The organism is Sphingomonas jatrophae, assembly GCF_900113315.1.
GTDB classification, from domain to species: domain Bacteria; phylum Pseudomonadota; class Alphaproteobacteria; order Sphingomonadales; family Sphingomonadaceae; genus Sphingomonas_P; species Sphingomonas_P jatrophae.
This window is the reverse complement of sequence record NZ_FOZG01000001.1, coordinates 127071-139500: the sequence shown is the minus strand read 5'-3', so window position 1 is coordinate 139500 and position 12430 is coordinate 127071. Positions and strand designations below refer to the sequence as shown.

Genomic DNA, 12430 nt, shown 5'->3' with positions numbered 1-12430 from the left:
GGCGGGGCTTTGTTTCATGTCCGGAACGATGTCGGAATAGGTCGTCTGAGTGTCAACTTCGTCAACTTAAGACCGCGGTTACTCCACCGTCTCGCCCGCATCCACGCCCCACAGGCCGCTCGCCTCGACGAAGCCCGCCCGCCCGCGCACGTCCAGCCGGCACCAGCCGCTGCGGCACTGGCTCACCCGCCCGACCACGCCCGGCTCCGCCCGCCACAGCACCTTGGCCGCGTCGTCCGGCGCTGCCCTGAGCGAGCGCACCTCGCCCGTCACCATCGCGGTCCGGTCCTCGGTCAGCAGCACGGATGCCATCCAGCCCTCGGTACCATCCATCTCGCGCACCTTGCGCCAGCTGGTATGCACCGCGACCACCTTGAGCGGCAGTCCGACCCGGCGGTAGCGCCACACCGCCGGATACTCCTTGCCCGGCCCCGTCCGCATCATCGCATCGCCCGCGGCCAGCGCAGCCCAGTAAGGCAGCGGACGCGGAGCCTGGGCGACGGCGCCGGCGGCGATCAACAGCAGCGGCAGGGCGATCATGGCGCGGCGCATGCGGCGGCGTCTCCTCGGTTGGGCGGTGTGGGCGCGCTGCTTAGCGCCCGCCACGCCGCTGGCAAAGCTGAACCGAAAACAACAACGGCTCCGAAAGGAACCGGCTCCGGGCGCCACCGTTCAACCCTCGCTAATCTGCTTCGAAGGGACGGATATATGAAGAAGGCTCATCTCATCGGCGCTGCGCTGATCGCCTCGCTGGGTGCCGGCGCGCCGGCTTATGCGCAGAGCGCTGGCCAGATCCTCAAGGGCACCGCGATCGGCGCGGGCGCGGGCGCGCTTGGCGGCGCGATCATCCCGGGCGTCTCCACCGGTGACGGCGCGCTGATCGGTGCGGCCGGCGGTGCCGCGATCACCGCGCTCTCCAAGAACCGCAAGTACTACCGCGACGGCAATGGCCGCCGCTATTATCTCGATAAGCGGGGCCGGCGGAACTACCGCCGCTAAGCCGATCCCGCATCGGGTCGCACGAGCCCGCCGGAGCGATCCGGCGGGCTCTTCTTTTACCTAGAGCCCCGCCAGCCACTCCACGATCATCCGCCGCCCCGCCGCGACCGCCTGCGCACCCAGCGCCGCATGCGCGGCTCGCAACGACGCCGGATCGGTGCCGCCCTCGGCAACATATTCGTCCGCGCCCGCCAGCCACGCCTCAAAGCGTGGGTCGAGCCCCATTTCGGCATGGCATTGCAGCGCCAGCAGCGTCGGCCCCTTGCGGAATGCCTGATGTGCATAGCGCTCGGTCGAGGCCAGCAATTCGACGCCTTCCGGCAGGTCGAACGTATCGCCATGCCAGTGCAGCACAGGCACGCCCGCAATGTGCCGCAGCGGCGAGGCCTGTCCGGCAGCGGTCAACATCACCGGCGCGAAGCCGACTTCCTTGGTTGGACCGGCGAACACATTCGACCCCAGCGACGCCGCGATCATCTGAGCGCCGAGGCACACGCCCAGCGTCGGCAGCCCGCGCGCCAGCCGTTCGGCCAGCCGGTCCACCTCACAGTCGATCCAGGGATAAGCGTGCCGCTCATAGACGCCCATTGGCCCACCCATCATCAGCAGCAGGTCGGGCGCGAGGAAATCGGTCTCGCGGAACGCACAGTCGGATACGTCGACCCGGTCCAGCACGTAGCCGGCCGCTTCGATCGGCTGCCGGAACCCTGCAATGCCCTCATAGGGCGTGTGACGGACGATCAGGCCTCGTTTCATGCCCCGAATGCTAGCGGCGCGGCCTGCGCGGAGGCACGCAGCAAAAACTTGGAGGCCGCGAAGCCCGTCAGCCAGTCGCAGCACTCGCGGTCAGATCCGCCGCGTCGCTACGCCCCAGCCTGACACGGTTGCGCCCGTCCGCCTTGGCTTGCAGCAGCGCAGCGTCGGCACGCCGGATCAATCCCTCCGAAGCTGTCGCTGCGGTGGTCACGGCAACCCCGATCGACAGCGTGATCGACGGCAGTTGCCGCCCCTCATGCGACAGCGGCAGCGCCGCGACTTCCCGGCGCAGCCGCTCGGCACAGCGTTCCGCCTCAGCCGCTTCAAGGCCGGGCAGCAGCATGAGGAACTCCTCCCCGCCATAGCGCACCGCGAGGTCGTTGCGGCGGGCGTTGGCAGCGAGGCAGCGTCCGACGGCCATCAGCACCGCGTCGCCAGCGTCGTGGCCATGATCGTCGTTGAACCGCTTGAAATGGTCGACATCGATCATCAGGCACGCCAGCGTCCCTTCAGGCGGTGCCGCTCGCTCGCCATCGCGCCGCAGTTCGGCCTCGAGCCGGCGACGATTGGCGAGCCCGGTCAGCGGATCGATCAGCGCTTGCGCGCGAAGCGCCTCCCGCAGCCTGAGGTTGGCGATGGCGAGCGCCACCGTTTCCGCCAGCATGTCGAGGTAGACCGCGCTCAGTTCGGACAGTGCCGCCCCTCCGGCGGGCTCGAAGTAAAGCAGGCCGAGCATCTCCTGCTGTGCCACCAGAGGTAGGCACAAGGTGTCGCGCACGGCCTCACCATCCTGCTGCACGATGTGGGCGCAGGGCATGTCGATAACGCCACCGACCGGCCGGTGGGGCAGACCGCGCTTCAACGCCCAGCATGCGAGCGACGGAAAGTCCGCCGAGGTGCCGCGAGGGCCGTTCCACCTGACGGCCGACACCATCGCGCGGCTCGTCTCGTCGCGCAGGAACAGCTCACCTGCCAGCTCCGGCGCGATGTCGGGGGCGAAGCGGCGGACCACGGCGGTCAGCTCGTCCAGCGTGTCACAGCCCTGCATCCGCTGCGTCATGCGCGACAGCAGATCGCGGATGGCGCGATCCCGATCGCGCTCCGCCTCCAGCCGCTGGCGCTCGAGCCCGGTCTCGCGGAACACGCGAAGCGCCTGGGCCATGTCGCCAATCTCGTCGATCTGATCATAATCGGGCGGCTCGGCGCGATAATCCTGTGCGGCCAGCCGGTTCACCACATCGCTGAGGCGCACCACCGGAGTCAGCACGCGCTTCTTGAACACGAAGTAGAGCACGCCGAGGAACAACAAGCCGGTGAGCGCCAGCACCGCCTCGGCCGTCCGGCGCCAATATTCCGCCCAGCGGCCCGCTTCCCTGACGGACAGATCGGTGCGCTCGTCGAGACGATATTGGAACTGGCCGATCAGCTGCTCGGCGCGGTCCAGCGCGCGCTCGTAGCGGGCGCCGAACAGCCGCTCGACCGCGCCTGCCCCGTCGCCCGCCATACGAGCGGCGACCGCCTCGCGCTGCTCCACCAACAGCCTTTCGCTCCAGCCGACAGCCTCGCGCAGCGCGCGCAGCTCCTCGTGCGTGGCGCCGAGGTCGGTGATGTGGGCGACGTTGCGCTCGATCCGTTCGGCCCGCGCCGTCTCGTCGCGGAACATGGCCAGATCCTGCGGATCGCCCCCGACCGCGTAATCCCGCGCCAGCTCACTTGCCGTGAGGATCTCGCGGCCGAGCGCCGCGCTGACCGTATCGAGGCGGTGGCGCTGCTCGACCGCGGCACGCTCCTCCCGCTGCGCGTCAGCCGCCAGCAGCATGGTCGCGCCACCGGCCAGCGTGAGCAGGACAGTGGCGCCATAGGCCCAGTTGGTGATCGTCGCGAGGCGCATCGGATCGGCGTAGCGTGGAGGCGCTACGGCCACGTTAACGACGTGAAGCATCCCGCCACATCGGCTTGTCTTGCCGCCCGCATGCGGCAACACTCCGACGTATGAGCTTCCCTATCGAGCAAGTGCGCGCGCACTTTCCCGCATTGTCCGTTCCCCACCCGGCCGGCGCCCGCGTCTATTTCGACGCACCCGGCGGCACGCAGGTCTGCAGGCCGGCTATCGAGCGGATGGTGGCTCATCTGCACGGCGGCACCGCAAACGCCGGTGGCGCCTTCGCTTCCTCGATCGAGACGGACGCGCTGAGCGCGGCCGCGCACGCCGCGGTGGCGGATCTGCTGGGCGGAACGGAGGACGAGATCGCCTTCGGCCCGAACATGACCTCGCTCACCTTCGCCGTGTCGCGCGCGCTGGCGAGCGGATGGCAGGAGGGGGACGAGCTTGTGCTCACCCGGCTCGATCACGACGCCAATGTCGCGCCCTGGCTGCTGGCAGCAAGGGATCGCGGCGTGACGGTCCGCTGGCTGGACTTCGATCCGGCGTCTGGCCGGCTGCGGCTCGACAGGCTGCCCGGATTGCTTGGCCCGAAGACCCGGCTGGTGGCGCTGGGTGGTGCCAGCAACATGCTCGGCACACTCAACGATGTCGCGGCGGCAGTGGCGATGGTGCGGGCGGGATCGGACGCGCTGATCTATGTCGATGCGGTTCAATCGGTACCGCATGTGGCGACGGACGTGCGCGCGCTTGGCTGCGATTTCCTTGCCTGCTCGCCCTACAAGTTCTTCGGCCCGCATCAGGGGGTGCTGTGGGCCGACCGGTCGGTGGCGGAGCGCGTGGAGGCCTATAAGGTGCGCCCGGCCGGGACCGCGGGCGCACACCGGTTCGAGACGGGTACCCCCTCGTTCGAGGGGCAGGCGGGCGTGCTGGGCACGATCGACTATCTCGAGTGGCTGGGCGAAACCCTCTCGCCGACGCCGGGCGGGACACGCCGCGACCGGTTGGTCGCCGCCATGGATGGGTGTCTCGCCTATGAGCAGGTCCTCGGGGAGCGGCTGCTGCAAGGTTTCGCGACGATCGAAGGGCTAAAGCTGTGGGGTCCGCCGTCGATGCAAGGACGTGTGCCAACCTTCTCCTTCACCATGGCGAGCCACCACCCGGACGACATCGCGGCGTACCTTGCGCGCGAGGGCATTTTCGCCTGGTCCGGGCACTTCTATGCGGTCGAGGCCCTGAGGCGCCTCGGGCTGGAGGATGCGGGTGGGCTCGTGCGCGTCGGCCTGTGCCATTACAGCGACGCCGAGGAGGTCGACCGGCTGATCGCCGCCTTGCAGGCCCTCCCTCGCCCCTGATGCCGCGTCAGCGCCAGAATGGGCGCGTGTCGATCAGGTCGTCCATCGCCGCGGCGGCGCGCGCGATGTGGCGCGGCTTGCGGGCATCGTCGGGCAAGGCGTCGGCCAGCTCGGTCTGGGTCAGCCCAAGATCGGCGAACACCTCCGGGGCGGTGGCGAGATCGTTGAGCGCGCCGAGCTCATCCTGCAGCACCTCCAGCCGCTCAAGGAACCGCTTGCGCCGTTTCGCCACTTTGCCCTCAGCGAACAGGCTGGCGAAGAATTCGGCGGTGTAACGCAGCTTCTTGGCGTCCTTGCGCAGCTCATGCCGCGTCTCGTCGTCCGCCTTCGCCAGATTGCGCCCATCCCGCTTGACCCGTCGCCGCCAGCGCGAGAGCGCTTCGGCCGCAAATTCGGCAGTGGGTGGCCCCTCCTCCACACCGTCCAGTCCGACTGCAAGCCACTCGGCGAGATCGAGCATGACCGCGCGGATCCGCCCGGAGGCGAGGACGGCCTGAACCTCGTCATAGGAGGCTTCGCGCGCGGCAGCGATCCGCTCGCGCAGCGCACCGGTGGGGACGCGCTCGATCAGCACGTCGAGGTTGCGCGCATTGCCCAGCACGGCGGCAAGCCAGCGCAGGTCCGCTGCATGAGCCTCCGCTGCCTCGGCCGGCAGAAGTCGCTTCCACACGGTGAAGGCGGAGCGCAGCCGCCGCAGCGCGACGCGGGCCTGATGCAGCGCATGGGCGTCGCGCCGCTCGATCAGCACCATCTCGTTCAGGCGATAGTGGCGCATACATGCCTGTGCGACCCGGCGGAATGCGGCCAGTGCGGTGCCGTCCTTGTTGACCATGACGGGCTCCGCCTTCACGCCGCCGGGCGGACCCGCCCGCAGACGGGCGCCGCGATCCGCCTTGCTCAGCACGCCGATCCGGACAGGTGCCACCGCCTCAATCCGCCGTGCGATGCGGAACAATGCATCGACGCTGCCCTGCTTCAGCTCAAGCTCGATCTCGGCGAAGGTTTGCCGGCATTGACCCGCCATGATCGTTGCCCGATCCAGCACCACCTCGACAACGGATCCGCTCACCTCCGCCTGCCAGGTCTGCCGCTCATTCTCCACCGTGAAGCGGGGCGCGATGCTTCCGACTGCCGCGCCCAGCAAGGCGGGAAGCGGCGTATCCGCGCCCACGCGCACGTCCGCTGTGTCGAGCGCGCACTCCCACTCAGGCCGAGCGAACAGGCCCGCGGCACGACCGCCCTCGGTCTTCACGGTCTGGACGAACCGGCCCTTCGCCTCCCGCACGCGCAGCGACACGCCCTCGGCAGCCAAGGCGCCGTCGGGTGTGTCATAATAGGTCGAACACTGCCGCACCACGTCTGCCCCTCCACCGAACAGGTCACGCGCGGCGGCGAGGTCTGCCTCCGCAATGTCCAGCTTCAGTTCGATTTCGCGGGGCTCGTCCAACAGCTGTTTCCTTCGATCCGTAGAAGAGCAACGCGGCTGGGCCGGGCTGGTGCCGCACGCCCCACCAAGCCGCGGTTGCGGCAGCTCGCTGATCCGAGCTTGCCACGCGCTGCGAGGATGGAGATGCTGAGGCACCTGCCCTGGAGATTGTTGATGAAGCGCCTTGCCGCCCTGTCCGTGCTCGCCCTCACCGCCAGTCCGTCCGCGGCGCAGATCCTCCGCCACGCCGCACCTCCGGGTCCGAAACCCGCGATCATTCTGCAGGGCGTAACCGTACCCGCCGGTGCCGAGACCCTTTACCTTTCCGGGCAGGTCGCCGACCCGATCGCAGCCGCTAGCACGCAGCAATCAACGGCTCCCGCTTTCGGCGACACCAAGACGCAGGCGATCTCCGTGTTCAACAAGATCCAGCGCCTGCTCGCAGCGCGCGGCTATGCCCTTTCGGACGTGATCAAGCTGACCGTCTATGCCGTCGGCGATCCGAAGCTCGGCGGACGGATGGATTTCGCCGGGTTCAACGATGCATATCGCCTGTTCTTCGGAACCGGCGACAATCCAAACCTTGTGGCGCGATCCACCGTGCAGGTCGCCGCGCTGGCGGCTCCGGAATATCTGATCGAGATCGAAGCGACGGCGGCCAAGACGAAATAACCGTCAGGGCGCGGGTGCTGCCCCGCGCCAGCCGCCGCCCATCGCCTGATAAAGCGCGACGTAGGAACTCAGCCGGTCGGTTTCGGCCTGGATCGCGCCCAGTTCGGCCGATAGCAGGCCACGTTGCGCGTCGAGCTGCTCCAGATAGGAAGAATAACCCGCGCGATACCGGTTGGTGGCGTTGCGCAGTGCCGCCGCCAGCGCATCACGCTGGCCGATCAGCGCGCGCGCCTGCTCACCCGATCGGCGGACACCGGCCAGGCTATCCTCCACCTCGCGGAACGCGGTCAGTGCAGAGCGGCGGTAGCTGAAGGCGGCCTGGTCACGCCGCGCCTCCGCTGCATCCACCTGCGCTCGCAGGCGCCCGGCATCGAAGATCGGCGCAAGGACGCTGCCGCCGAGCGAGAACACGCCGACGGGATCGGACAAAGCGGTCGACAGCACCAGCCCGGCCGAGCCCGTCAGGCTGACGCTAGGCAGCAGCGCGGCGCGGGCGCTGTCCAGCGTGCGATCCGCGGCAACCAGCGTCTGTTCGGCCTGGAACAGATCGGGGCGCCGCCGCAACAGGTCGGCCGGAAGACCGTCCGGGATTGCGGGCGTGCGCAGCCGGGCAAGCGGCAGGCCGCGGCCGATGCCCGCAGGAGGATCGCCGATCAGCAGGCTGAGCGCATTTTCCTGCCGTGAAATGGCCAGCTCCAGCTGCGGCACCAGCTGCTGCGCCGCGCGATATTCCGCCTCCGACTGATGCAACTCCAGTGCCGAGGTATAGCCTGCATCCGCCCGCCGGCGCGCGATGCGCAGGCCCTCGGCCCGCGCCGACAACGTCTCCCGCGCCACCGCAAGCCGCGCATCCAGCCCGCGCAGCGTGATATAGGCTGAGGCGATGCCACTCGCGACAGCCAGCCGCACCGCATCGGCCGCACCCTCGCTCGCCAGCAGCTGGGCGCGGGCGGCGCGGCTCGCCTGGCGCAACCGTCCGAACAGATCGAGGTCGTAGCTCGCCTGAAGAGCCGGCTGAAAGCCGGTGTTGACGGCAGGCACGCCGAACGCGTTCAGCGCGCGGGCCTCGGTCAGCGGCGCACCGGCGGTGAGGCCCGGCTGCCGCTGCGCCTCGGCCAATCGCTGCTGTGCCCGTGCTTCCTCCACCCGCTCGGCCGCGACCGCGATATCGACATTGTTCGCCAGTCCGCGCGCGACCAGCTGGGTCAGCACGGAATCGCCGAAGGCCGACCACCAATCTGCCGCGATCGGCGCGCCGGGGCCGAGATCGGTGCGCCATCCATTCGGCGGCGCTACCGCACTGGCCGGCGGCAATGGCGGCCGGTCGCCGGCGCAGCCCGCGATGACGATCGCGGTGATAAGGATCGCACTGCGCCTCACCGCGGGGCCGATGCGCCGCTCGTGTCGACATGCGCCTGCACCGACATTCCCGGCCGCAGCCTCTCCGCCAGCGGCTGTCCCGGATCGACCCGGATGCGCACCGCGATACGCTGCGCCACCTTGGTGAAGTTGCCCGTGGCGTTGTCCGGCTTCAGCACGGCGAATTCGGACCCTGCGGCGGGCGAGATACGCTCCACCCGCCCGGTCAGGCGTGCATTGGCGAGCGCATCGACAGTGAAGCTGGCCTTCTGGCCGACTGCCATGCGCGCGGTCTGCGCTTCCTTGAAGTTCGCGATCACCCAGGTCTCTGGCGGCACCAGGAACATCAGCTGCGATCCCGCGGTGACATACTGACCGAGCCGCACGCCCACCTCGCTCAGCCGGCCCGCCTCGGGTGCGCGGACGAGCGTGTTGGCCAGGTCGATCTCCGCCAGCCGCGCAGCCGCGACGGCGCCCGACACGCCGGCACGCTGGCCGCCACGGCCCACCTCCACCGTCCGGATATCCTGCCGGGCGATCTCGCGCGCCGCCTGCGCCTGCTGCAGCTGTGCCTGCGCCTGACGTAGCGCGGCAAGCGTCTGGTCACGCTCGCGCAGCGACACGGACCGATCGGTCACGAGATCCTCGACACGCCGCATATCCGCCTCTGCGCGCATCAGCTGGGCGCGGGCATTGGCCACTGCCGCGTCCTGCGCCTCAAGGCTCGCCGCGCGGGAGCGCGCCGCCTGCTCGCTATTCTCGAGCGTCGCCTCGCTGCTGGCGATCTGCGCGCGCGCCTGTTCGACCCGTTGCATGTAGATGCGCGGATCGATGCGGACGAGCGGTTGGCCCCGTCGCACCTGCTCGAAATCGCGCACCGCAACCGCGACGACATACCCGCTCACTTGGGGGCTTATGACGGTGGTGCGGCCGCGCACATAGGCGTTGTCGGTCGACTGGATGGCGGACCCGAACGGCGGCAGGCGCCACGCCGCCAGCACTGCGGCGATGCCGCCCAGCACCAGCAGCGCCACCACCAGCACCGTGCCACGCCCCGGCCGCGGCGGCCGCCACCCCGAGCCGAGCGGTGCCGCAGCCTGCTCCGCCGCGCGCTCCTCGGTGACAGGCCCGGCAGCGACTGGAGAAGGGGTGCGTACGTCAGTCATTGCAGCCCCATAGCACGGCGTTCGCGGCGTTTGCGCCGCCAGATCAGGAAGCCGAGATAGAAGGTGGTCGCCGCTGCCAGTGCAGAGACCAGACGGAAGACGTCGTTATAGGCGAGCACGTTGGCCTCGCGGGTCGCCGCCTGGCCGAGCAGCACGGCGCCCTCCGCCCGCGCCAGCGCCGGATCACCGATCACGCGGCCAACCGCGCCCGTTCCGGCACCGATCCGCTGCGTGACGATCGGGTCGGTCGGGTCGATCGCCTGCGTGATGGTCGCGCTGTGCGCCCTTTCGCGCACCACCTGATAGGTGCCGAGCAGCGCCGTGCCGCCGAGCCCGCCCAGCGCGTTGATGATGCCGAACAGCGCAATGAAGCTGATGACGTGGCCGGTGCCCTGCTGCAGCGCCCGCGTCATGCCGAACAGCAGAGACGGGCCGAGGAAGAAGGTCGCCGCAAAGGCGATGATGATCTGCGTGACGTAGAGTTCGGGCGGGCGCGTCAGGCTGGTGGAGAAGGAATCAAAGAAGGCGGCCACCGCGACCAGCCCGATGGAGAGCATGACCGATTGGGTCAGCTTCGCCGGATCGAGCGTCACCGCGCTGGCGACCACGCCCGCCACCGACGCCACGAAGATCAATGCAAACAGCGGCACCAGCTGGTCATTGGTCTGCCCCAGCGCGGTCATCAGGCCGACCGCGCCGAAGGTCTGCTCCGACAGCACGATGCGCGCCATCACCGTTACGACAGTGAAGCGGATGATGTCCGCACTCGCCAGCCAGCGCGTGTTGAGCAACGGATTGGCCCGGTTATGCTCGATCAGCAGCGCGCCCGCGAGCAGCGGGATCGACGCCGCCAATGACCAGCCGATCCAGCGCGCCTCCCGCCACCAGACGATCCGGCCCTCCCCCAGCACCGCGGCGAGCAGGCCCACACCCAGCGCGAACAGCACGAAGGTGACGAAATCCAGCGGCTCGAAGGCAGGTCGCCGCTCGGTCGGCGGGAGTCTGAGCAGGCTGACCGCGGCGAGCGACAGCAGCGCCAGGCCAAGCTCAAACAGATAGAGCGTCTGCCACTGCGACATGGCCAGCAGCTCGGGCGAGAACAAGCGGGCGAGCGGCGTCGCACATTGCGGTATGCCGATGCCGATGACGATCGCCTTCAGCCGCCACGCAGCAGGCAGGGCCTGCATCATGTAATAGAGCGCCAGCGAGGACAGTGCAGCCGCCGCCATGCCGCTGGCGGCGCGCACGGCGATGGCGGACCCGAGACCGTGGATGAACAGGTGCGCCAGCGTGAGCAGCGCATAGAGAATGAGGAAGATCATCGCGAACGGACGCAAGCCGAACTGCTGGCGGAACTTGATCAGCAGCAGGTTTATGGACGCATTGGTCATCACATAAGCGGTCGGCAGCCAGGCAATCTCTGCCGGATCGAGGCCGAGCGCTCCCTGCAACGCCGTCGTATTGACCGCCACCAGCGCATTGCCGAGCCCGCCGGTGAGCCCCAGCAGCACCCCGACCGCCGCGAACGCGATCCGCAGCCGGACGTGATGCTCGGGCGATCCTGGGGAGCCGGGCATCGCCGGCCGCTCATGCGCAGCGAACTCCCACTGCTCTTCTGCAAGGAAGCGACGCACCGGATCGAGCAGGCGCCCGGCGCCGAACCGACGTCCCCCCCTCCAGTCCGCATGGTTCTGATCGCTGTTCACTTTGAGTTCGACTGAACGGTGCTTAACTCCTGATCGCCGCCCGACGAGCGCGGCGGATTACCGGTTTTAACAGTTGAGGAGAAGATCATGCGCTGGAAAACCCTGATCGCATCCACGGTCGACTAGCTCACCCTGTTCACAACTGCGCCGGCTGCGGCCTATCCGTTTACCAACATGGGCCGCACCCTTGCCACGCCGCAGCACCGGGTGCGACCTGCCGTGTCGCCCGTCCCGCGCGACGGTCCTTTCGAGTTTTGCAGCCGTGAATGCCTGCGCCGCCAAGCAGCGCTTCCAGATCGGCATGTGGCCCTCGCTCCGCGGCGATGCCGATTTCGTCATTCCGCCGCCTAACGGCCGCTGACGTAGAAGCCTGGAGCCATGGAGCGCATTGCGCGGCACGGTCAGACCGTCGGATCGGCCTCCGCCGCCGCCGCGTCACGGGCGCGTCGCTCCTGCTGGCGGCGGCGAAGATACTGGGCGGCCAGCCCCGCCCCCAGGATGAAGCCGCCGGGCGCGAGCAGCACCACCGCGGCAAGGCCGATCTTGCGATAACGATCCTGATCCATCGCTTGTCCGATTACGCCAAGATGGTGAACGGAACATGGCAGACCTGCCTGTCCTCAAATCAGCGGTTCAAGCGGGTCTACGCTCAACACCTCGATCGCATCGTCGCGTCCCCCGAAGCGCGCCCGCTCGCCCGGCGCCACGCCGATCAGCGCACGGGCCAGTGGCGCCGAGAAGGCGATGCGCCCCTCCGCCGGTTCGGCTTCGTCGTCACCGACGATTTCGACGGTGCGGACCTTGGCATCATGCCGGAAGAAGACGCGCGTGCCGAAGGCGGCCTCGTCGCCCGCCGGGTCGGGCGCCAGCTGCGCCGTCGCCTTGCGCGTCCGCCAGTAGCGCAGGGTGCGTGCCACATCCTCGCGCTCCGCCTCCGGGGCGGCTGCAAGAGCCGCTTCCAATTCGGCGACCTTCGCTTCGGTCAGCGCCAGACCGCGCCGTGTGACAAGGTTCGGGCCTGGCGGGATGGGCAGTTCGAACCGGGGTTCCTTATGCTCCTCGTCGCTTTCGCGGCGGAACGCTACGCTCAAAGACTGTCTCCTTTGCGC

Annotated in this window: 12 protein-coding genes; 3 read left to right on the top strand and 9 right to left on the bottom strand. The window is 69.0% G+C overall.

From position 1 onward, the window contains the following. Positions 1–78: 78 nt before the first annotated feature. On the bottom strand, positions 79–552 hold the full coding sequence (locus tag BM360_RS00560) for an SH3 domain-containing protein (RefSeq protein ID WP_242653232.1): 474 nt from the start codon (positions 550–552) through the stop codon (positions 79–81). 156 nt (positions 553–708) lie between these two features. Here BM360_RS00560 and BM360_RS00555 point away from each other — a divergent pair, with 156 nt between their 5' ends. After that, positions 709–999, top strand: a complete 291-nt coding sequence (locus BM360_RS00555; protein WP_093309320.1) for a hypothetical protein — start codon at positions 709–711, stop codon at positions 997–999. 60 nt (positions 1000–1059) lie between these two features. Here BM360_RS00555 and BM360_RS00550 read toward each other — a convergent pair whose 3' ends face one another. Both BM360_RS00550 and BM360_RS00545 read right to left on the bottom strand, forming a co-directional pair. Beyond that, complete coding sequence (locus tag BM360_RS00550; protein ID WP_093309319.1) at positions 1060–1755, bottom strand: glutamine amidotransferase; 696 nt, start codon at positions 1753–1755, stop codon at positions 1060–1062. A 67-nt stretch (positions 1756–1822) separates the two neighbouring features. Beyond that, positions 1823–3679 (bottom strand): diguanylate cyclase, encoded by a 1857-nt coding sequence (locus tag BM360_RS00545; RefSeq protein WP_341350571.1) that lies wholly within the window; start codon positions 3677–3679, stop codon positions 1823–1825. A gap of 68 nt (positions 3680–3747) precedes the next feature. Here BM360_RS00545 and BM360_RS00540 point away from each other — a divergent pair, with 68 nt between their 5' ends. After that, positions 3748–4992 carry a cysteine desulfurase-like protein gene (locus BM360_RS00540; protein ID WP_093309316.1) on the top strand — a complete coding sequence of 415 codons (1245 nt, stop codon included), beginning with the start codon at positions 3748–3750 and terminating at the stop codon, positions 4990–4992. 7 nt (positions 4993–4999) lie between these two features. Here the strand turns inward: BM360_RS00540 and BM360_RS00535 are convergent, their stop codons facing one another. Further along, complete coding sequence (locus tag BM360_RS00535; protein WP_165611159.1) at positions 5000–6439, bottom strand: CYTH and CHAD domain-containing protein; 1440 nt, start codon at positions 6437–6439, stop codon at positions 5000–5002. Between the two features lie 153 nt (positions 6440–6592). Here BM360_RS00535 and BM360_RS00530 point away from each other — a divergent pair, with 153 nt between their 5' ends. After that, complete coding sequence (locus BM360_RS00530) at positions 6593–7090, top strand: RidA family protein (RefSeq protein ID WP_242653231.1); 498 nt, start codon at positions 6593–6595, stop codon at positions 7088–7090. Between the two features lie 3 nt (positions 7091–7093). On the opposite strand, the gene BM360_RS00525 is transcribed toward BM360_RS00530, so the two are convergent. The 5 genes from BM360_RS00525 to BM360_RS00510 form a co-directional block, all read right to left on the bottom strand. Then, on the bottom strand, positions 7094–8470 hold the full coding sequence (locus BM360_RS00525; protein WP_093309314.1) for an efflux transporter outer membrane subunit: 1377 nt from the start codon (positions 8468–8470) through the stop codon (positions 7094–7096). Then, positions 8467–9615 (bottom strand): HlyD family secretion protein, encoded by a 1149-nt coding sequence (locus BM360_RS00520; protein ID WP_093309313.1) that lies wholly within the window; start codon positions 9613–9615, stop codon positions 8467–8469. Before BM360_RS00520 ends, BM360_RS00525 begins: the two co-directional genes overlap by 4 nt. Continuing rightward, a complete protein-coding gene (locus BM360_RS00515; RefSeq protein WP_242653230.1) occupies positions 9612–11321 on the bottom strand; it encodes an MFS transporter in 1710 nt (569 codons plus the stop codon). The genes BM360_RS00520 and BM360_RS00515 overlap by 4 nt, the downstream gene beginning before the upstream one ends. 401 nt (positions 11322–11722) lie before the next feature. After that, positions 11723–11887 carry a hypothetical protein gene (locus BM360_RS19410; RefSeq protein WP_165611153.1) on the bottom strand — a complete coding sequence of 55 codons (165 nt, stop codon included), beginning with the start codon at positions 11885–11887 and terminating at the stop codon, positions 11723–11725. 54 nt (positions 11888–11941) lie between these two features. Further along, positions 11942–12412: a GreA/GreB family elongation factor gene (locus BM360_RS00510; protein WP_093309311.1), complete on the bottom strand. Its 471-nt coding sequence runs from the start codon at positions 12410–12412 to the stop codon at positions 11942–11944. Positions 12413–12430 lie beyond the last annotated feature (18 nt).